This window comes from Streptomyces sp. NPDC002776 (assembly GCF_053592195.1).
The window spans coordinates 347,346-368,169 of record NZ_JBSFVG010000002.1; the positions used below are offsets into that span (position 1 = coordinate 347,346).

Annotated in this window: 17 protein-coding genes; 4 read left to right on the forward strand and 13 right to left on the reverse strand. The window is 71.9% G+C overall.

The genetic code is table 11. The features are described 5' to 3' along the window. Positions 1-94 precede the first annotated feature (94 nt). From ACWD11_RS05735 to rsmH, 10 genes are all read right to left on the reverse strand, one after another. On the reverse strand, positions 95-889 hold the full coding sequence (locus tag ACWD11_RS05735) for a cell division protein FtsQ/DivIB (protein ID WP_389418556.1): 795 nt from the start codon (positions 887-889) through the stop codon (positions 95-97). Between the two features lie 25 nt (positions 890-914). Next, the gene (gene murG / locus ACWD11_RS05740; RefSeq protein WP_250070377.1) at positions 915-2,006 is read right to left on the reverse strand and encodes an undecaprenyldiphospho-muramoylpentapeptide beta-N-acetylglucosaminyltransferase; all 1,092 of its coding nucleotides are present in this window, start codon (positions 2,004-2,006) and stop codon (positions 915-917) included. A gap of 6 nt (positions 2,007-2,012) precedes the next feature. After that, entirely contained in the window at positions 2,013-3,374 is a 1,362-nt protein-coding gene (gene ftsW / locus ACWD11_RS05745; protein ID WP_389418555.1) for a putative lipid II flippase FtsW, read from the reverse strand. A gap of 97 nt (positions 3,375-3,471) precedes the next feature. Beyond that, complete coding sequence (gene murD / locus ACWD11_RS05750; protein ID WP_451281473.1) at positions 3,472-4,911, reverse strand: UDP-N-acetylmuramoyl-L-alanine--D-glutamate ligase; 1,440 nt, start codon at positions 4,909-4,911, stop codon at positions 3,472-3,474. Further along, positions 4,893-5,966: a phospho-N-acetylmuramoyl-pentapeptide-transferase gene (mraY, locus tag ACWD11_RS05755; protein ID WP_250070374.1), complete on the reverse strand. Its 1,074-nt coding sequence runs from the start codon at positions 5,964-5,966 to the stop codon at positions 4,893-4,895. Before mraY ends, murD begins: the two co-directional genes overlap by 19 nt. Continuing rightward, the gene (locus tag ACWD11_RS05760) at positions 5,963-7,378 is read right to left on the reverse strand and encodes a UDP-N-acetylmuramoyl-tripeptide--D-alanyl-D-alanine ligase (RefSeq protein ID WP_451281475.1); all 1,416 of its coding nucleotides are present in this window, start codon (positions 7,376-7,378) and stop codon (positions 5,963-5,965) included. The genes mraY and ACWD11_RS05760 overlap by 4 nt, the downstream gene beginning before the upstream one ends. 4 nt (positions 7,379-7,382) lie before the next feature. Then, positions 7,383-8,903: a UDP-N-acetylmuramoyl-L-alanyl-D-glutamate--2,6-diaminopimelate ligase gene (locus ACWD11_RS05765; RefSeq protein ID WP_451281477.1), complete on the reverse strand. Its 1,521-nt coding sequence runs from the start codon at positions 8,901-8,903 to the stop codon at positions 7,383-7,385. A 163-nt stretch (positions 8,904-9,066) separates the two neighbouring features. Beyond that, the gene (locus tag ACWD11_RS05770; protein ID WP_451281479.1) at positions 9,067-11,022 is read right to left on the reverse strand and encodes a peptidoglycan D,D-transpeptidase FtsI family protein; all 1,956 of its coding nucleotides are present in this window, start codon (positions 11,020-11,022) and stop codon (positions 9,067-9,069) included. Between the two features lie 7 nt (positions 11,023-11,029). Further along, positions 11,030-11,488, reverse strand: a complete 459-nt coding sequence (locus ACWD11_RS05775) for an FtsB/FtsL family cell division protein (protein ID WP_389418550.1) — start codon at positions 11,486-11,488, stop codon at positions 11,030-11,032. A gap of 21 nt (positions 11,489-11,509) precedes the next feature. Then, a complete protein-coding gene (gene rsmH / locus ACWD11_RS05780) occupies positions 11,510-12,466 on the reverse strand; it encodes a 16S rRNA (cytosine(1402)-N(4))-methyltransferase RsmH (RefSeq protein ID WP_389418549.1) in 957 nt (318 codons plus the stop codon). Between the two features lie 424 nt (positions 12,467-12,890). Here rsmH and ACWD11_RS05785 point away from each other — a divergent pair, with 424 nt between their 5' ends. The 4 genes from ACWD11_RS05785 (at position 12,891) to ACWD11_RS05800 (ending at position 18,454) form a co-directional block, all read left to right on the forward strand. Continuing rightward, positions 12,891-13,436, forward strand: a complete 546-nt coding sequence (locus ACWD11_RS05785) for a beta-class carbonic anhydrase (protein ID WP_389418548.1) — start codon at positions 12,891-12,893, stop codon at positions 13,434-13,436. 235 nt (positions 13,437-13,671) lie between these two features. Next, positions 13,672-14,712: an AAA family ATPase gene (locus ACWD11_RS05790; RefSeq protein ID WP_389418547.1), complete on the forward strand. Its 1,041-nt coding sequence runs from the start codon at positions 13,672-13,674 to the stop codon at positions 14,710-14,712. Further along, positions 14,712-16,076 (forward strand): DUF58 domain-containing protein, encoded by a 1,365-nt coding sequence (locus ACWD11_RS05795; protein ID WP_451281482.1) that lies wholly within the window; start codon positions 14,712-14,714, stop codon positions 16,074-16,076. The genes ACWD11_RS05790 and ACWD11_RS05795 overlap by 1 nt, the downstream gene beginning before the upstream one ends. Next, a complete protein-coding gene (locus ACWD11_RS05800; protein ID WP_451281484.1) occupies positions 16,073-18,454 on the forward strand; it encodes a transglutaminase TgpA family protein in 2,382 nt (793 codons plus the stop codon). Before ACWD11_RS05795 ends, ACWD11_RS05800 begins: the two co-directional genes overlap by 4 nt. 80 nt (positions 18,455-18,534) lie before the next feature. Here the strand turns inward: ACWD11_RS05800 and ACWD11_RS05805 are convergent, their stop codons facing one another. The 3 genes from ACWD11_RS05805 to ACWD11_RS05815 form a co-directional block, all read right to left on the reverse strand. Beyond that, positions 18,535-18,924: a DUF3040 domain-containing protein gene (locus tag ACWD11_RS05805; RefSeq protein ID WP_389418544.1), complete on the reverse strand. Its 390-nt coding sequence runs from the start codon at positions 18,922-18,924 to the stop codon at positions 18,535-18,537. A gap of 279 nt (positions 18,925-19,203) precedes the next feature. Next, positions 19,204-19,974, reverse strand: coding sequence for a methyltransferase (locus ACWD11_RS05810; RefSeq protein WP_451281486.1), 771 nt, complete (start codon positions 19,972-19,974; stop codon positions 19,204-19,206). A 143-nt stretch (positions 19,975-20,117) separates the two neighbouring features. Next, a complete protein-coding gene (locus ACWD11_RS05815; protein WP_451281488.1) occupies positions 20,118-20,681 on the reverse strand; it encodes an SAV_6107 family HEPN domain-containing protein in 564 nt (187 codons plus the stop codon). Between the last annotated feature and the right edge of the window lie 143 nt (positions 20,682-20,824).

Below are 20,824 nucleotides of genomic sequence, written 5' to 3' on the forward strand. Positions count from 1 at the left end.
TCAACGAACACGCCGAACCTCCCGTTTTTCTTTTCACCCTATGTGATCAGCCGTAGCAGTGCCCAACCAGGGTGCTGGCCTGCGCTGATGTGCGTCAACTCCCTGATGACGCAGGGGCGGTGGGAACCCCCACATCGAAGTGCCGCGCATCCGGCGAGGCTTTCATCAGAGCCAGGAGTGTGCGAGCCTTCGCCCCGCCCTTCTCGGCGCTGCCCCAGTCGACGGTCCGTCCGTCGGCCAACTCCAGCGAGATGTCGTCGTAGGAACGGACCTTGAGGGTCCGGGTGTCCCGCGCGACGGTGGCCGGAACGGCGCCGGCGACCCGCACCGCCTCGTGCACGAGCCGGCCCTCCCCGAAGCGGCGCAGGCTGGCCGCGGAGGAACTGGACGGGGAGAGCGCCAATTCCAGTGCGGGAACGTCTTTCGGGGCTTCAGAAACTGTGGCGAAGCGGACACCTTTCTTGTCCACTTCGATGAAGTTCTTGCCCTTTCGCACAATCAGAACCGGGGTCCGCTCGGTCACTTCCAGCCCGATTCCATGCGGCCAGGAACGGCCCACGTCGACCGTGTCGATGCGCGGCAGTTTCCGCTTCAGCCGGGCCTCGATGGCGTCGGTGTCGACGGAGGCCAACGGCGATCCGGCCGGGACGTCGGCGGCCTCGCGCACCTGCGCGGGCGTCAGCACCCGGGTCCCCGACACGCTCACCCGCTCCACGCGCAGCCAACTCGACCCGTACAACACCCAGGCGCCGCCCGCCCCGAACAGCACGAGCGCGACGGCCAGGACGATGATCGTACGAAGCCGATGGGGCCGCACCCGCCGGGCGGGAGGCGGGCCGGACGACTCCTGCTGACGTTCCCCGCGTTCGGCGGTCGTCGATCCGGCCACGCTTCCTGCCCTCCGTCATACGGTCCTAGCGTCGGTGCGAGGCGATCGCCTCGTACACCATGCCGACGAGCAGGTCGTCGGCGTCCCGGCGGCCGAACTCACCGGCGGCGCGGGACATCTCGTACAGCCGGTGCGGGTCGGCGAGCACGGGCAGCACGTTGTGCTGCACCCACTCGGGCGTGAGTTCCGCGTCGTCGACCAGCAGGCCGCCGCCGGCCTTGACCACCGGCTGGGCGTTCAGCCGCTGTTCGCCGTTGCCGATGGGCAGCGGGACATAGGCGGCCGGGAGCCCGACGGCGGAGAGTTCGGCGACGGTCATCGCGCCCGCGCGGCAGAGCATCATGTCGGCCGCCGCGTACGCGAGGTCCATCCGGTCCAGGTAACTTACCGGGATGTACGGGGGCATTCCCGGCATCTGGTGCACCTGCGGCAGTTCGTTCTTCGGGCCGACCGCGTGCAGGATCTGGATCCCGGCCTGCTGCAGCCAGGGCGCGACCTGCTGGACGACCTCGTTCAGCCGCCGGGCGCCCTGGGAGCCGCCGGTGACCAGCAGGGTCGGCAGGTTCGGGTCGAGCCCGAAGGCGGCGCGGGCCTCGGGGCGTACCGCGGCCCGGTCCAGGGTGGCGATGGAGCGGCGCAGCGGGATGCCGATGTAGCGGGCGCCGCGCAGCTTGCTGTCCGGGGTGGAGACGGCGACCTGGGCGGCGTACCGCGAGCCGATCTTGTTGGCCAGGCCCGGCCGGGCGTTCGCCTCGTGGATGACGATCGGCACGCCGAGGCGCTTGGCGGCGAGGTAACCGGGCAGCGCCACATAGCCGCCGAAGCCGACGACGCAGTCCGCCTTGGTGCGCTCCAGGATCTGCTCGGCGGCCTTGATCGTGCCGCGCAGCCGGCCCGGGACGGTGATCAGCTCGGGGGTCGGCTTGCGCGGCAGCGGTACGGCCGGGATCAGCGCCAGCTCGTAACCGCGCTGTGGGACGAGCTGGGTCTCCAGACCGCGCTCCGTGCCCAGGGCCGTGATCCCCACGGTCGGGTCCTGCCTGCGCAGGGCGTCCGCGAGGGCGAGCGCGGGCTCGATGTGGCCCGCGGTTCCTCCGCCGGCGAGTACGACATGCACCGAAATTCACCGCTCTCCGGACGAACGCGCCGCCGAGGCGCGCCGTCGCATCGTGTTCCATCTCCGGGGCTCCCTGATCGCAGCCGAGCCCCCGGCACCCCGCTTTCTACCAAAGCGGGGTTGCCGCATCGAAAGCGCCGCCCGCGCAGCGGGCTCGTCGCGTGCGAAGGCGATCAGCAGCCCGATGGCGAACATGGTCGGCAGCAGGGCGGATCCTCCGTAGGAGAACAGCGGGAGAGGGACACCGGCGATCGGCAGCAGACCGAGCACCGCACCGATGTTGATCACCGCCTGAGCGGTGATCCAGGTGGTCACGCCTCCCGCGGCATACCTGACGAAGGGGTCCTCCGTGCGTCCGGCCACGCGGATACCCGCATAGCCTAGAGCCGCGAAGAGGGCGAGCACCGACAGCGTCCCCGCCAGGCCCAGTTCCTCACCGGTGACGGCGAAGATGAAGTCGGTGTGGGCTTCGGGGAGTTGACCCCATTTCTCCACACTCGCACCGAGCCCGGATCCGAAGATCCCGCCGGACGCGAGCGCGTAGATGCCGTGCACCGCCTGCCAGCAGCTGTCCCCCGGCCCCGGGTCGGTGGCGCCGATGCACTGCAGGCGGGCCATCCGGTTGGGGCTGGTCTTGATGAGGATCAGGCCCAGCAGACCGGCGATCGACAGCACCCCCACGAACAGCCGGGTGGGCGCTCCGGCCAGCCACAGCAGCCCGAACAGGATCGCCGTCAGGATGATCGCCGTACCCATGTCGCCGCCGAGCATGATCAGACCGAGCAGCATGAAGGCGACCGGGACCAGCGGCACCAGCATGTGCTTCCACTGGGTCAGCAGCTTCTTGTCCTGTTTGCGGGCCAGCAGATCGGCGCCCCACAGCACCAGGGCGAGCTTGCCGAACTCGCTGGGCTGGAGCAGGAAGGGGCCGCCGACGGAGATCCAGTTCTGGTTGCCGTTGACCGAGACTCCTATCCCCGGCACCTGCACCAGGGCCATCAGGAACACGGCGCCCGCGATGATCGGGTAGGCCAGCGCCCGGTGCAGCTTGACCGGCATCCGGGAGGCCGCGAACAGCAGCCCGGCGCCGATGAGCGCGGCCAGCAGCTGCTTGCGGAAGAAGTACGAGCCGGGCAGCGACATCTGGAGCGCCTTGATCTGGGAGGCCGAGTAGACCATCACCAGACCCAGCACGGTGATCAGCAGACTGCCGCCGAGGATCAGGTAGTACGCCGTCAGCGGCCGGTCCCAGGCCTTCCTGGCACGCGTGGAGAGCCGCAGGAAGGGGTTCTCGCGCGGGAGCCGGGGAGCGGCGGGGCCCCGGACGGCTCGCTGGGCCGGCGGACGGCCCGTACGGCTACTGGACATCACCGGCTCCTCGCCCGCACCCACCGAACCCGAGCCACATCCGAGTCACCGTCCCTCCAAGGGTCCCGAAGCACCCTAGGTTGCCGAGACCCCGCCGTCAGGCGTCGGCTCCGAGTTCGCGGACGGCCTCCGCGAACGCGTCACCGCGCTTGTTGTAGTTGGCGAACATGTCCATCGAGGCGCAGGCCGGGGCCAGCAGCACCGTGTCGCCCGCGGTCGCGAGCCGCCGGGCCTCCTGGACAGCCGCGAGCATCGCCCCAGTGTCGGTCCGGTCGAGGTCCACGACCGGGACTTCCGGGGCGTGTCGCGCGAGGGCTTCGCGGATCAGCGCCCGGTCGGCGCCGATCAGGACGACCCCGCGGAGCCGCCCCGCCGACTTGGTGACCAGCTCGTCGAAGGTGGCGCCCTTCGCGAGGCCGCCCGCGATCCACACGATCGACTCGTACGCCGCCAACGAGGCTTCCGCGGCGTGGGTGTTGGTGGCCTTGGAGTCGTCGATGTACGCGACGCCGTCCACGTCCGCCACGTGCGCGATGCGGTGGGCGTCCGGGGTGAAGGCCCGCAGGCCGTCGCGTACGGCCTTGGCGGGCACGCCGAAGGCGCGCGCGAGGGCCGCCGCCGCAAGGGCGTTGGCGATGTTGTGCGGGGCCGGCGGGGTGACGTCGGAGACCTCGGCGAGCTCCTGGGCGTTCTTCTGCCGGTCCTCCACGAAGGCGCGGTCGACCAGGATGCCTTCGACGACGCCGAGTTGGGACGGGCCCGGGGTGCCGAGGGTGAAGCCGATGGCCCGGCAGCCCTCCTCCACGTCCGCCTCGCGCACCAGGTCCTCGGTCGCCTTGTCGGCGGCGTTGTAGACACAGGCGACGCGATTGCCCTCGTAGATGCGCCCCTTGTCGGCGGCGTACGCCTCCATGGAGCCGTGCCAGTCGAGGTGGTCCGGGGCGAGGTTCAGCACGGCGGCCGAGTGGGCGCGCAGGGAGGGCGCCCAGTGGAGCTGGTAGCTGGACAGCTCCACGGCGAGGACGTCGTACTCCTCGTCGCCGAGCACCGCGTCCAGCAGGGAGACGCCGATGTTGCCGACGGCGGCCGTGCGCAGGCCGGCCGCCGTCAGGATCGAGGCGAGCATCTGGACCGTCGTGGTCTTGCCGTTGGTGCCGGTGACCGCGAGCCAGGGCGCGGCGTCGGGGCCGCGCAGCCGCCAGGCGAGTTCGACGTCGCCCCACACCGGGACGCCCGCCGCGGCGGCCGCCGCGAACAGCGGCTTGTCCGGCTTCCAGCCGGGGGCGGTGACGATGAGTTCGGTGCCCTCGGGCAGGGTCGCGCCGTCGCCGAGGCGGACCGTGACGCCCAGCGCGGCCAGTTCCGCGGCCTGTTCACGCGCGCGTGCGTCGTCGCCGTCGTTGACGACGGTGACCCGCGCGCCCAGACCGTGCAGCACCTTGGCCGCCGGGATGCCGGAGACGCCGAGCCCGGCGACGGTGACGTGCTTGCCCTGCCAGTCGAAGGACTCCGAGGAGGTCACTTTTCTGCTGCCCATCCCGCGTAGAAGAGACCCAGGCCGACGATCACACAGATGCCCTGGATGATCCAGAAACGGACCACCACGAGCACCTCGGACCAGCCCTTGAGCTCGAAGTGGTGCTGGAGTGGCGCCATCCGGAAGACCCGCTTGCCGGTGAGCCGGAAGGAGCCGACCTGGATGACCACCGACATGGTGATCAGCACGAACAGGCCGCCGAGGATGGCGAGCAGCAGCTCGGTGCGGGAGCAGATGGCGAGACCGGCGAGCACACCGCCGAGCGCCAGCGAACCGGTGTCCCCCATGAAGATCTTGGCCGGCGAGGTGTTCCACCACAGGAAGCCCAGGCAGGCGCCCATCAGCGCGGCGGAGACCACGGCGAGGTCGAGCGGGTCGCGGACCTCGTAACAGGCGCCGGGGTTGGTGAGCGTGTTCGCGTTGGCGCAGGACTCCTGGTACTGCCAGACACCGATGAACGTGTAGGCGCCGAAGACCAGCACGGAGGCGCCGGTGGCCAGTCCGTCCAGACCGTCGGTGAGGTTCACGCCGTTCGACATCGCGAGGATCATGAACAGCGCCCACACCACGAACAGCACCGGACCGATCGTCCAGCCGAAGTCCGTGATGAACGAAAGCTTCGTGGAGGCCGGGGTGTTGCCGCGGGCGTCGGCGAACTGCAGCGAGAGCACCGCGAAGGCGATACCGCCGAGCAGCTGCCCGGCCATCTTCGCCTTGGCCCGCAGACCCAGCGACCGCCGCTTGACGATCTTGATGTAGTCGTCCAGGAAGCCGACCAGACCCATGCCGACCATCAGGCCGAGCACCAGCACGCCGGAGTAGGTCGGCGGCTTGCCCGTGATGAGCTTCGACAGGAAGTACGCCGCGACCGTGGCCAGGATGAAGGCGATACCGCCCATGGTCGGCGTACCGCGCTTGCTGCCGTGCGTGCGCGGGCCGTCGTCCCGGATGTACTGGCCGTAGCCCTTACGGGCGAGGAGTTTGATCAGCAGCGGGGTGCCGATCAGCGTCAGGAAGAGGCCAATGACTCCTGCGAACAGGATCTGCTTCATCATCGGGCGGAAACCTCACCCTCGGCACCGGTCTCGGCGAGCGCCTGCGCCACGCTCTCGAGGCCGACCGACCGGGACGCCTTCACGAGTACGACGTCCCCTGGGCGCAACTCGCTGCGCAACAGGTCGACCGCCGCCTGTGCGTCGGACACGTGCACCGACTCCTCACCCCACGAACCCTCGTTATATGCGCCCAGTTGCAGCCAGGACGCTTCCCTGCCCCCGACCGCGACGAGCTTGCTGACGTTGAGCCGGACGGCGAGCCGTCCGACCGCGTCGTGCTCGGCGAGCGCCTCGTCCCCGAGCTCGGCCATCTTGCCGAGCACCGCCCACGTACGACGCCCCTTGCCCATCGCCGCGAGCGCGCGCAGGGCGGCTCGCATGGACTCGGGGTTCGCGTTGTAGGCGTCGTTGACGATCGTCACGCCGTCCGGGCGCTCGGTGACCTCCATCCGCCAGCGGGAGAGGGAGCCCGCCTCGGAGAGCGCGGTGGCGATCTCTTCCGCGGACATGCCCAGCTCGTGGGCGACGGCGGCCGCGGCGAGCGCGTTCGACACGTGGTGCTCACCGTACAGGCGCATGGTCACTTCGCTTGCACCGGAGGGTGTGCGAAGCAGGAAGGCGGGCCGTCCGCTGTCCGTGACTCGCACGTTCTCGGCGCGTACGTCCGCTTCGTCGCACTCTCCGAAAAGGAGCACCTTCGCCTGCGTACGGGAGGCCATGGCCCGTACCAAGGGGTCGTCCGCGTTGAGGATCGCGGTGCCGCCGTCCGCCGCCGGCGGCAGTGCCTCCACCAGTTCGCCCTTGGCCACGGCGATCTGCTCGCGGCCGCCGAACTCGCCGATGTGGGCGCTGCCGACGTTGAGCACGAGGCCGATCTTCGGGGGCGTCAGCTGGGCGAGGTAGCGGATGTGGCCGATGCCCCGGGCGCCCATCTCCAGGACCAGGAAGCGGGTTTCCTCGGTGGCGGACAGGGCGGTCAGCGGCAGCCCGATCTCGTTGTTGAGCGAGCCGGGCGTGAACACCGTGGGCGCCTTGCGCCGGAGCACCTGGGCGATCAGGTCCTTGGTGCTGGTCTTGCCCGCGGACCCGGTGAGGGCGACCAGGGTGGCGCCGAGCCGCCGTACGACGTGCCGGGCGAGGGCGCCGAGGGCGCTCTGGACGTCGTCCACGACGATCGCGGGCACGCCGACGGGCCGGGAGGCCAGCACGGCCGCCGCGCCCGCCTCGACGACCTGGGCCGCGAAGTCGTGGCCGTCGACCCGCTCGCCGACGAAGGCGACGAAGAGGCTGCCGGGCTCCACCTCACGGGAGTCCCGGACGACCGGTCCGGTCACCAGTACCGACGGATCCGGTATGTCGTACGTCTGCCCGCCGACGACTTCTGCGATCTCGGCGAGAGAGAGGGCGATCACAAGTTCATCCCTGGGTCTGCTGGATAGCTTCGCGAAGCACCTGGCGGTCGTCGAAGGGACGCACCACCCCGGCGATGTCCTGGCCCTGCTCGTGGCCCTTGCCCGCGATCAGCACGGTGTCCCCGGGCCGGGCCCGGGCGACGGCGGCGGCGATGGCGGCGGCCCGGTCCTCGAAGACCTGGACCTCGCCGCGCTGGTGGGAGGGCACGGACGCCGCACCCTGCAGCATGGTCGCGAGGATCGCGAGGGGGTCCTCGGAGCGGGGGTTGTCAGAAGTCAGTACGGCGGTGTCGGCGAGGCGGGCCGCGGCGGCGCCCATCGGCGCCCGCTTGGTCCGGTCCCGGTCGCCGCCGCAGCCGAGCACGATGTGCAGGCGACCGCTCGTCACTTTGCGCAGGGCCCGCAGCACGGATTCGACCGCGTCGGTCTTGTGGGCGTAGTCGACGACCGCGAGATAGGGCTGGCCCGCGTCCACCCGCTCCAGCCGGCCGGGCACGCCGGGGACGGCGGAGATGCCGTCGGCGGCGGCCTGCGGGTCGAGGCCGGCGACGGCCAGGGCGGCGATCGAGGCGAGGGTGTTGGCCACGTTGAACGGGCCGGCCAGCGGCGAACGGGCGTTGATCCGCTCGCCCTTCGGGCCGATCACCGTGAACGTCGAGTCCATCGGCCCGACCTGGACGTCCTCGGCGCGCCAGTCGGCGTCGGGGTGGCCCTCGGCGGAGAAGGTGACGACGGGGACCGTGGCTTCCTTGGCGAGCCGGCGGCCGTACTCGTCGTCGAGGTTGACGACCCCGAGCCGGCTGCGCCGCGGTGTGAACAACTGCGCCTTGGCCCGGAAGTAGTCCTCCATGTCGGAGTGGAACTCCATGTGTTCCGGGCTGAGGTTGGTGAAGACGGCGATGTCGAAGACGCAGCCGTCGACCCGGCCGAGGACCAGCGCGTGGCTGGAGACCTCCATGGCGACCGCCTCGACACCGCGTTCGCGCATCACGGCGAAGAGGGCCTGGAGGTCGGTGGCTTCGGGGGTGGTGCGCTCGGACTTGATGCGCTCGTCACCGATGCGCATCTCGACCGTGCCGATCAGGCCGGTGGACCTGGCGGTCTTCAGGCCGCCCTCGACGAGGTAGGCGGTGGTGGTCTTGCCGGAGGTGCCGGTGATGCCGATCTGGAGCAGATCGCGGCCGGGGTGGCCGTAGATCGTGGCCGCCAGTTCGCCCATCCGGCCGCGCGGGTCGTCCACGACCAGCACGGGCAGGCCGGTGGCGGCGGCGCGTTCGGCGCCGGTCGGATCGGTGAGGACGGCGACCGCGCCGAGGCCCGCGGCCTGGGTGACGAAGTCGGCGCCGTGCAGCCGGGCGCCCGGCAGAGCGGCGTACAGGTCGCCGGGGCGGACGGCGCGCGAGTCATGGGTGATGCCCGTGACCTCCGCGTCCTGACCCGGCCGCGCGGCACCCATCTGGTCGGCGAGTTCCGCGAGGGGTGCGGCGGAGACCTGGACCGGCCTGGGCGGCCCGGGATATGTCACGGGTGCGCCCTTCTGGGTGATTTGGGACTGATCAGCGTGTGGCACGGCGGTGAGCGTACCGGGCCCACCCGCCTCGGAGCGAAGCGAGGCGGCGGAGGGTCCGTGGTTCCCGGGATCGGGGGTGATCGTTGTCACGAGGTGGTTCCTGGCTGCTCGGGGCTGATCAGGGCGTGAAGGTGACCGGGAGCTTGGCGGCCGGGGCTCCGGTCGGCGGGACCTGGAGGGTCTTCAGGGCGAACTCCATGACCTGCTTGTAGACGGGCCCGCAGATCTGGCCGCCGAAGTAGTTGCCCTCGGTGGCGTTCTGGATGGCGCAGTAGACGGTGATCCGCGGCTTGTCGGCGGGGGCGAATCCGGCGAACGACGAGGTGTAGCCGCGGTACTTGCCGGTGGCCGGATCCACACGGTTGGCCGTACCGGTCTTGCCGGCGACCCGGTAGCCGGCGATGCGGGCCTTGGTGCCCGTGCCCTCCCGGTCGTCCACCACCGACTCCAGCATCCGGGCGAGCGTCTTCGCGGTTCTGGCACTGACCACCCGGGTCTTCTCGGGCTTCTGGGCGGGAGTGAAGCGTCCGTCGGCCCCCTTGGTGCCGCGCACCAGGGTGGGCTCGACGCGTACGCCGCCGTTGGCGATGGTCGAGTAGACGGAGGCCGCCTGCATCGCGTTGATGGAGACACCCTGGCCGAAAGGAATCGTGTACTGCTGCGAGGTCGACCACTGGTCCGGCGGGGCGAGGATGCCCTTGGTCTCGCCGGGGAAGCCGAGCCCGGTGTAGCTGCCGAGGCCGAACTTGCGCAGGTAGGAGTAGAGGACCTTGTTGGACTGCGGCTGCGTCTTGCCGAGCTGTCCGGTGGCCAGGATGGTGCCGATGTTGCTGGACTTGGCGAGCACGCCGTTGAGCGTGAGGTACCAGGTCTCGTGGTCGATGTCGTCCTTGAAGAGCCGGTCGCCGCGGTGCAGCCGGTTGGGCACCACGACATGCGTGGCCGGGGTGGCGACGCCCTCCTCCAGCACGGCGGCCATCGACATCACCTTGGCCGTGGAGCCGGGCTCGTAGGCGTCCTCCAGGCTCCAGTTGTGCAGGGAGGCCCCGTCGGCCTGGGAAAGGTCGTTGGGGTCGAAGCCGGGTGAGTTGGCCATGGCGAGGATCTCGCCGGTCCTGGTGTCCTGGACGATCACATAGCCGCGGTCGGCCTTGGACTCCTCCACCTGTTCGCTGATCGCGTTCTGCGCGGCCCACTGGATGTCGCGGTCGATGGTGAGCTCGACATCGCTGCCGGGCACGGCGGGCGTCTCGGTGGAGCCGCCGGCGGTGGGGACCTGGCGGCCGCCGGACTGGGCGTAGCGGATCTTGCCGTCCTTGCCGGCCAGCTCCTTGTCGAACTGCTGCTCGACGCCGCCGCCGCCCTTGCCGTCGTGGTTGACCCAGCCCAGTATCCCGGCGGCGAGCTCGCCGTTGGGGTACACCCGCTTGCTGCTGGCGACCGAGAAGACGCCCGCGAGGACGTTGGCGGTGCCGGGGTCGGTCTCCGCCTTGGTGGCGAGCGCGCTCTTGAGGTCCTTGATCTGCTGCCAGACCTGCGGCATCTGCCGCCGGGAGAGCAGGACGTACTGACCCTTCGCCTTGAGCTTCTTGGTCAGCGCCGCCTGGTCCTGGCCGAGGATCGGGGCGAGCAGGGCGGCGGCCTGCTCGGGCCCGTCACCGACCTTCAGCGCCTTGCGCGTGAACAGCGTGGGGTCGGCGGTGATGTCGTACGCGTCCACGCTGGCCGCGAGGGCCACGCCGTTGCGGTCGGTGATGCCGCCGCGCTCGGCGGCCAGCGTGTAGCCGACGTACCGGTTCTTCTCGGCCTTGGCGGCGTAGGTGCCGGCGTCCACGGCCTGGACCTGGAGGAGGCGTACGACGAAGGCGATCAGGACGAGGGTCAGCGCCAGGCTGACCATGCGCAGCCGGGGCCGGGGGCTGCCCAGCCGGAGCGTCCGGGAGGCCGCGGGGCGGGGCGGCGCCGGGCGGCGCGGGCGGGCGCCGGGGCCCGGGACGCGTCGGCCGGCCGGGCGGCCGGGCCGTGCGGGCCCGGGCACCCGGCGGCGCGGCGGTTGCTTGCCTGAGTCGGCCACTCTTCCGTCACCTGCCGGGGATCGTGGGGGTCGGGGGCGGGGTCGCGAACGCCTCGGGGGCCAGGACCAGCGGATCCTGTACGGCGGTCTGGTGGACGTCGGCGGGGGCCGGAGCGGGGACGCCCCGGACCGTACCGTCGGGGTCGAGGAAGGCGGGGTCGCCGCCCGGCACCATGCCGAGCTCGAGGGCCCGGCGCTGGAGGGCCTCGGGAGCGGAGTAGGCGTCGACGTCCCGCTGGAGCGCCTGTTCCTCGTCGGTGAGGCTCTTGGTCTCCTTCTGGAGGTCGGCGAGCCGGAACGCGCCCTCGCTCAGGGCGGAGTTCAGCACCAGCAGTCCGATCAGCCCGCCGCCGAGCAGCAGGACGACCAGGAGGACGAAGGGGGTGCGGGCGGCCTGCCCCCGTCCGGTCGGGAAGAGCCGCGCGAGCCGGGCGGCCCTGCCCCTCAGTTCGGGTTTCCTACTCACACGCCCTCCCGTGAGTACGGCTCACTCGACGTCCTTCCTGATGCGCTCCGCCCCGCGCAGCCGCGCCGGTGCCGCCCGGCGGTTCTCGGCGACCTCTTCCTCGGTGGGAAGTTCGGCACCGCGCGTGAGCAGCTTGAGCCGCGGCTGGTACTGCTCGGGGACGACGGGCAGACCGGGCGGTGCGGTGGTGGCGGCGCCGGCCGCGAAGACCTGCTTGACCAGCCGGTCCTCCAGCGAGTGGTAGGAGAGCACGGCGATCCGCCCGCCGACGTCGAGGGCCTTCACGGCGGCCGGTACGGCCCGTTCCAGCACGGAGAGTTCGCCGTTGACCTCGATGCGCAGGGCCTGGAAGGTGCGCTTGGCCGGGTTGCCGCCGGTGCGCTTGGCGGCCTGCGGCAGCGCGTCCCGGATCAGCTCCACGAGCCGTGCGCTGCGGGAGAAGGGCTCCTTCTCGCGTTCGCGCACGATGGCGGACACGATCCGCTTGGCCTGCTTCTCCTCGCCGTACGCGCGCAGGATCCGGACCAGTTCCCCGGGGGGGTAGGTGTTGAGGACCTCGGCGGCGCTGACGCCGGTCGTCTGGTCCATGCGCATGTCCAGGGGGGCGTCCTGGGCGTAGGCGAAGCCGCGGTCGGCCTCGTCGAGCTGCATGGAGGAGACCCCGAGGTCGAACAGGACGCCCTGCACGCGCGCGAGGCCGAGCCGCTCAAGCACCTCGGGCAGTTCGTCGTACACGGCGTGCACCAGGGTGGCCCGCTCGCCGAAGGGGGCGAGCCGCTCGCCGGACAGCCGCAGCGCCTCCGTGTCCCGGTCCAGGGCGACGAGCCGGGCCTCGGGGAACCGCTGGAGGAGGGCCTCGCTGTGGCCGCCGAGGCCGAGGGTGCAGTCGACGACGACGGCTCCGGGGGCCTGGAGGGCGGGGGCCAACATGTCCAGGCACCGCTGGAGCATCACCGGAACATGTCGACTCTGGCTCAAGGGGCCCTCTCAGGTCCGGCGTGGCGGTACGCACCGGGCGGGGTCCCCGCCCTCCCCCGGTGACGGGGGACCTGCCGGCGCCAGGAGCGTCAGCCGCCGGGAGCGGGAGGAGGCCGAGCCGTACGTACGCGCCGCGCACGTGGGGAGAATCTCCGGCGGGCGCGCCGGGTCCTACGGGAAGTTCGGTCCAGCGGGGAGGCCTCGCCTCCCGCTTCGCGTCACTTTAGTCCACCCTGTCTCGCGGTCAATCAACCGGCCTGCGCGTCGCGGCCCGGGGTCGGCGCGAAGCGGGACGAGGGGGGAATTCACTCCTACAGGCCTGGTCGCGTGCCCCTTGTGGGTTACCTCACAACAGCTCTCATTGACGTTCTTTGTCCCCTCTCACAACGGGACGGGACCCGGGGTGACCAGTACCGTCATGGATATGACGACTTCTGCATCGGTTCCCGCGAGTCCCCAAGGCGCCACCGCCGGCGGCACGGTCACGGACCGTATCGTCGAGGCGAACGAGCGGTACGCCGCCGCGTTCACCGACCCGGGCCTGGAGGCCCGGCCGGCACTGAACGTGGCCGTGGTGGCCTGCATGGACGCCCGGATCGACCTGTTCCCCTCGCTCGGCCTGGCGGTCGGCGACTGCCACACCATCCGCAACGCGGGCGGCGTGATCACGGACGACGTGATCCGCTCGCTCACCATCAGCCAGCGGGCCCTCGGCACCCGCAGCGTGGTCCTCATCCATCACACCGGCTGCGGTCTGGAGACCCTGACCGAGGACTTCCGGCACGACCTGGAGCGCGAGATCGGCCAGCGCCCGGTCTGGGCGGTGGAGTCCTTCCGGGACGTCGACCAGGACGTACGGCAGTCCATGCGGCGCGTGCGGACCTCCCCGTTCCTGCTGCACACCGACGATGTGCGCGGCTTCGTCTTCGATGTGAAAACCGGCCTGCTGCGCGAGATCGACCCCGCGTAACCTGCCGCTGAAGCTGTCGTTTCGCTGTTGATTTCCGGCTTGGGGCTGTCCAAAAGGCGGTAAGAGCGACATATCGCGGGCAGTTGTCCACAGGCGAGTGACACGAAACGGTAACGGCAGCAAGAATGCGGGTGTGGCGTCACGCGGAACTTTTCCCGGGTGATGTCCGTGTTTCGGGGTGGGCCGGTCCGCACGCAGAGCGTCGGCCCGGACAGAACGGGCCGAGGAGGGCCGGGTGACGACCTATGACGATCGAGCGAGCCTCACTGATCTGACCGCCACCGTCGAGCGTGTCCGCAGTTCGGTGGAGGGAGTGATCGAGGGCAAGCCCGAGGTCGTACGGCTTTCGCTGACCGTGCTGCTCGCCGAGGGACATCTTCTGATCGAGGATGTCCCCGGCGTCGGCAAGACAATGCTGGCCAAAGCGCTGGCACGGTCGATCGACTGTTCGGTACGGCGTATCCAGTTCACCCCTGACCTGCTGCCCTCGGACATCACGGGTGTGTCCATCTGGGACCAGCAGCGCCGGGACTTCGAGTTCAAGCCGGGCGCGATCTTCGCGCAGATCGTGATCGGCGACGAGATCAACCGCGCCTCGCCCAAGACCCAGTCGGCGCTGCTGGAGTCCATGGAGGAGCGCCAGGTCACCATCGACGGGCAGACCTACGAACTGCCCAGCCCCTTCATGGTGGTGGCCACCCAGAACCCGGTCGAGATGGAGGGCACCTACCCGCTGCCCGAGGCCCAGCGCGACCGCTTCATGGCCCGGGTCTCCATCGGCTATCCGAGCCCGGAGGCCGAGCTGGAGATGCTCGACATCCACGGCGGGGTGAACCCGCTGGACGACCTGCAGCCGGTGGCGCACGCGCACGAGATCGTGAAGCTGATCGACGCCGTCCGCGGTGTCCATGTCGCCGAAGCGGTGCGGCGCTACGCCGTGGACCTGGTCGCCGCCACGCGTACCCACCCGGACCTCAGACTCGGCGCCTCCCCGCGCGCGACGCTGCATCTGCTGCGCGCGGCGAAGGCGTCCGCCGCGCTGAGCGGCCGGGAGTACGCCCTGCCGGACGATGTGCAGGCGCTCGCCGTGGCCGTGCTGGCCCACCGGCTGCTGCCCACCGCCCAGGCCCAGCTCAACCGCCGTACGTCGGAGCAGGTCGTCCAGGAAATCCTGCAACGCACCCCGGTGCCCGCCGCTCCGCAGCAGCAGAGCGGCTTCGGCGGCCTCGGCCGCGGCGCCCCGGCGTATCCCCAGCAGCCGCCGCGGAGGCTGTGATGAGCACCGGGGGGACGGGGCCGGCGGAGGCGGACCGGGGTGAGCAGGGCGGGATGCGCACCGCGCTGTCCGGTCTGACCACCCGCGGCCGCTCCTTCCTGGCCGCCGGGGTGGCGGCCGCGATCTGCGCGTACGTCCTCGGGCAGAGCGACCTGCTGCGGGTGGGGCTGCTGCTCGCGGTGCTGCCGCTGGTCTGCGCGTCCGTGCTCTACCGCACGCGCTACCGGGTCGCCGGCAGCCGCCGGCTCTCCCCCGCGCGCGTGCCCGCCGGCAGCGAGGCCCGGGTCCATCTGCGGATGGACAACGTCTCCCGGCTGCCCACCGGCCTGCTGATGCTCCAGGACCGGGTCCCCTACGTCCTCGGCCCGCGCCCCCGCTTCGTGCTGGACCGCGTGGAGGCGGGCGGCCGCCGCGAGGTGTCCTACCGCGTCCGCTCCGACCTGCGCGGCCGCTATCCGCTCGGCCCGCTCCAGCTGCGGCTGAGCGACCCCTTCGGCATGTGCGAACTGACCCGGTCCTTCTCCACGTACGACACCCTCACGGTGATCCCGCGCGTGGAGCCGCTCCCCCCGGTACGGCTCAGCGGCGAGGCCAAGGGGTACGGCGACGGACGGCAGCGCTCACTGGCGCTGGCCGGCGAGGACGACGTGATCCCGCGCGGTTACCGCTACGGCGACGATCTGCGCCGAGTGCACTGGCGCTCCACCGCCCGCTACGGCGAGCTGATGGTGCGCCGCGAGGAGCAGCCGCAGCGCGCCCGCTGCACGGTGCTGCTGGACAGCCGGGACCTGGCCTTCCAGGGCGCGGGCCCGAACTCGGCCTTCGAGTGGGCGGTGTCCGGCGCGGCCTCCGTCCTCGTACACATGCTGGAGCGGGGCTTCTCGGTACGGCTGTTGACGGACACCGGCAGCTCGGTGCCCGGTGAGGGCGCCGACGGGTTCGCCGGTGCCAGCCAGGAGACGGCGGACGCGGCCGGGCTGATGATGGACACCCTCGCGCTGATCGACCACTCCGACGGCACCGGCCTGTCCCGGGCCTACGACGTGCTGCGCGGCGGGAACGAGGGGCTGCTGGTGGCGTTCTTCGGCGACCTCGACGAGGAGCAGGCCGCGGTGGCCGCGAGGATGCGCCGGCGCAGCGGGGGCGCGGTCGCGTTCCTGCTGGACAGCGACACCTGGGTGCGGGAACCGGCCGACGTGGCCGCTGCGCCGGACCACAGCGGGGAGCGGCTGCGGATGCTGCGCGAGGCGGGCTGGACGGCCCTGAGCGTGCCGCGGGGCGCTTCCCTGGAGGAGCTGTGGCGGCAGGCGGACCGTGAGCGCACGGGCGTCGTCGTCGCGAGTGGTGGGGAGGGACCGGTATGAGCGGGCGGGCACGACTGGCACTGTGCGCCGCCGTGGCCACACTGGCCGCGGCCTGCGCCCTGCTGCCGCTCGTCGAGGAGCCCACCTGGCTCTTCCAGGCTCTCTTCCTGCTGGCCGTGCAGACCGGCGTGGGCATGGCGGCCCGCCGGGTGCCGCTGGCGCGGGCGCTGACGGTTGCCGCGCAGGCCCTGGTGACCCTGCTGCTGCTGACCTTGGCCTTCGCCCGCGAGCAGGCCCTGTTCGGGCTGGTGCCGGGCCCCGAGGCTTTCGCGCACTTCGGCGACCTGCTCCAGACGGGCACGGACGACGTCGGGCGGTACGCCATCCCGGCGCCGCTGTCCGACGGCATCCGGCTGCTGCTCGTCGGCGGTGTGCTGGTCATCGGGCTCGCGGTGGACATCCTCGCGGTGACCTTCCGCAGCGCGGCCCCGGCCGGGCTGCCGCTGCTCGCCCTGTACTCGATCGCGGCGGGCCTGTCCGACGGCGGCGCCGACTGGCTGTGGTTCCTGGTCGCGGCGGCCGGCTATCTGATGCTGCTGCTGGCCGAGGGCCGGGAACGGCTCTCGCAGTGGGGCCGGATCTTCGGCGGCACCCCGCGCACGCCGGGCGGCGAGCCGGGCGGCGCCGTCGCGCCGGTGCGCGCCGGGCGGCGGATCGGCGTGGTGGCCCTCGGCATCGCCCTGGTGGTGCCGCTCGGGCTGCCCGCGATGAACGGCGGCCTGCTGGACGGCGCCGGGACCGGGGTGGGCTCCGGGCCCGGGGGCGGCGGCACCATCTCCGCGGTGAACCCGCTGGTGTCGCTGCGCGACAGCCTGAACGTGGACGAGGACCGCCAGGTCCTCTCCCTGCGCACCAGCACCGACGACCTGTCCAACATGTACTTGCGGATCGTCTCCCTGGACGACTTCGACGGCACCACCTGGAAGCCGTCCAAGCGGAACATCACTTCGGTGCCGCGGGAGTTCCCCACCCCCATGGGGCTCGGCCCGGACACCGAGCGCGCGGAGATCGAGACCCGGATCTCGGCCGCGAACTGGTACGCCCAGGACTGGCTGCCGATGCCCTACCCGCCGAGCGGCGTGGACATCGAGGGCAACTGGCGCTACGAACCGCTCGGCATGACCCTCGTCGGGGACCACGGCCAGAACACCCGCGGGCTGACCTACACGGTGCGCAGCCTCGACGTGCAGCCGACCGCGGAGCAGCTCGCCGACGCGCCGGAACCGTCGGCCGCCATCAAGCGGGAGTTCACCGAGCTGCCCTCGTCGCTGCCGGAGGAGGTGGCCCGGACCGCGCGCGAGGTCACCGACGGCGCGGCCGGCCCCTACGAGCAGGCGGTCAGGCTCCAGGAGTACTTCGCCGTCACCGGCGGCTTCCAGTACGACACCGAGGTGCAGGTCGGCAGCGGCTCCTCCGCGATCGTCCGGTTCCTGCGGGACAGGCAGGGCTTCTGCGTCCACTTCTCCTTCTCGATGGCGGCGATGGCCCGCTCGCTGGGGATACCGGCCCGGGTGGCGGTGGGCTTCGCGCCCGGCACCCCGCAGGGCGACGACACGGTGTCGGTGGGCCTGAAGGACGCCCACGCCTGGCCCGAGCTGTACTTCGAGGGCGTGGGCTGGACCCGCTTCGAGCCGACCCCGACCCGGGGCTCGGTGCCGTCGTACACCCAGACGGAGGCGCCCGGCAGCACCCTGCCGGACGTGGGGCGGCCGACCCGGTCGGCGAGCTCGGCCCCCAGCGCGGCACCCTCGGAGAGCGAGAGCTGCGCGGCGGGCGGCAACCCCGAGCTCTGCGCGAGCGAGGCACCGCAGGCCGCGCTGGCCAAGGACGACGACGGCCCGAAGTGGTACGTCGCCCTGGCCTGGTCCCTCGCCGGACTCGCGGCCCTGCTGATCCCGCTCGCTCCGCTGCTGTGGCGGCTGCGCACCCGGGCGGTACGGCTCGGAGCGCACGGCCGCGGCGAGGCGGACACGGCCCCGCACGTCCTGGCGGTCTGGCAGGAGCTGACCGACACGGCATGGGACTACGGGATCGCGCCGGACGAATCGCAGACCCCGCGCAAGGCGGCGGCGCGGATCGTCCGGCTGGGACACCTCGACCCGGAGGCCGCGGCCGCGGTGCACCGGGTGGCCGACGCCGTGGAGCAGGTGCTGTACGCGCCGCGGCCGACTCCGGTGGCGGGGCTCGCGGCGGACGCCCGCCGGGTGGTCGCCGCCCTGCCGACCACGCTGAGCCGGAGCACCCGGCTTCGAGCATTGTTCCTGCCGCGTTCGACCGTGCGTGTGGTGTGGGCGGCGGCCGGATGGTGGGCCGGGGTCACAACGCGGGCCGCCGCGGCCCGGCCGCCGGTGGGCAAGCCCTCGGGACAGCGGGGCTGAGACCCCGCGCGAGAGCGCGCGTGAGGGGGCGACCACCCTGAGGCGGTCGCCCCCTCACGCGGGAGCTGCGGGTCGTAGCGCTAGTGGCCCTGTTCGTCGCGGCGCCGCTGCCAGCGCTGCTCGATACGGTCCATCATGGAGCGCTTGGTCCGGCCCTGAGGGCTGGCCTGGGGACCGCCTGCCGGCTGTTCACCCGGCTTGGGGGCCTTGCGCCAGCCGGTCACGGCGAGAACCGCACAGCCCAGCATGACCAGGAAGCCCACCACGCTGAGCCAGACCTGCTTGGCGACCATTCCAGCCATGAGGAGCGCGATACCCACGAGGAAGCCGGCCACCGCCTGGTACACCCGGCGACGGGTGTACGTGCGCAGCCCGCTTCCCTCAAGCGCTGTCGCGAACTTGGGATCTTCGGCGTACAGCGCTCGCTCCATCTGCTCGAGCATGCGCTGCTCGTGCTCCGAGAGCGGCACGGAGTCCTCCTCATCGTGCAGTCGCCGGGGCGACCCGGGGGGTCCCTTAAGGATAGGCAGGGAATCGCCCCCGTGAAACCCGCCCCTCTACGCCAATTGGCCAACCGGGATCCCGCCATGGGCGTCCCGGCCCGCTGAGGTCTGCATTCCCCAGAGGCCGACCCGTCATGCCGGGCGGTCTCCCTCGATCATACGGCGCTGAGCGCCCGATCGGGGGGCCTGTGGCGTACTCCATGTGCAGCCAAGTACCTGATCAGCGGCGCGCCCTCAGGAGCCGGCTCACGCCTCGACGGTCCCTCGAGTCTCGCCGAGCACATGGAGCTGGGTGGCAACGGAGTGGAACGCGGGCAGCTCGGCCGCCGCCTCCTCCAGCTTCAGCAGCGCCTCCATGGCGCCGGGTTCGGTGTCCACCAGGACGCCGGGCACGAGGTCGGCGAAGACGCGGACGCCGTGCACGGCGCCGACGCGCAGGCCCGCTCCCTCGACCAGCGCGGTGAGCTGTTCGACGGTGAAGCGGTGCGGCATGGGATCGCCGGCGCCCCAGCGGCCGTTCGGGTCCTCCAGGGCCTGCTTGGCCTCCTTGAAGTGACCGGCGAGGGCGCGGGCGAGGACGGCGCCGCCGAGCCCGGCCGCGAGCAGGCTGAGGACGCCCTCGGGGCGCAGGGCGGCCACGGCGTTGCGCACCCCTTCGGCCGGGTCGTCCACGTACTCCAGGACGCCGTGGCACAGCACCGCGTCGTAGCCGCCGCGCTCGACCACGTCGAGCAGGCCGTGGGCGTCGCCCTGGACGCCCTGGACCCGGTCGGCGACGCCGGCCTCGGCGGCGCGGCGCTCCAGCGCGAACAGGGCGTTGGGGCTGGGGTCGACGACGGTGACGCGGTGGCCGAGGCGGGCGACCTGCACGGCGAACCTGCCGCTGCCGCCGCCGGCGTCGAGGACGTCCAGCGCCTCCCGGCCCGTGGCCTTGACCTGGCGGTCGAGGGCGTCCTTGAGGACCTCCCAGACCACGGCGGTACGGAGAGAGGCGCGGGGTCGCATCGGGTCCGACACGGCTGTTGACTCCTCGGCGCGGCACCGCCTCTGGTACGGCGGAGCGATCGGGGTGCCGACCGGCCCGGAGTACCGGAGCGGGACGGCTTCAGGCGTGTCCCACCCTATTGCCTCCGGTGCCGGTCCTGGTCACCGCGGTGCCGTCACCCCACGTCCGGAAAGCGGTGGCCCGGGGCCTCCCCCTCCTCGTGATCGGTGTCCTGGCGGGGCTGCGGCAGGACCGGCTGGAGGACCAGCATCCGCTCGACGAGGCGCAGGAACATCGCCACGTCGCGTATCAGGTCGTCGGCGTCCCGGCGACTTGCCGCGCCCTGGATGCCCGCCTCGGCCCGGGCGCGGCGCCGGGCCCCCGAGGCGAACAGCGCGCTCCACTCGGAGAGCTCGGGCGCTATCTCGGGGAGCACTTCCCAGGCGCTCCGGATGCGGGCCCGGCGTCGGGACGTGGGCTCCGGGCGTCCCCGCGCGGCGAGGACCGCGGCGGCGGTGCGCAGGGCGGCGAGGTGGGCGGTCGCATAGCGCTCATTGGGGGTCTCCAGGACGGCGGCCTCGTCGAGTCCGGCACGGGCCTGGGCGAGCAGGTCGAGGGCGGCGGGCGGGGCCGTGGCCCGGCGCAGCACGGGGTGCACATCGCTTGCCGGGCCGGTCAGTGAGGGGGCAGGGCCGGTGGCGCGGCGCCGGCGGGCGGCGGCTGCGTGGTAGCTGGCCATGACGAACCTCCTGTCGTCGTGACGGCAATGGGTGCCGTATGTGCCCATCGTGAGGTATGGCACTGACAATCCGTTCTGACCTGGACTTTTGCCTCGATCGACAGTTCGGGCTAGCTTTTGCACTGACCAGTCAGTTCAAAAGC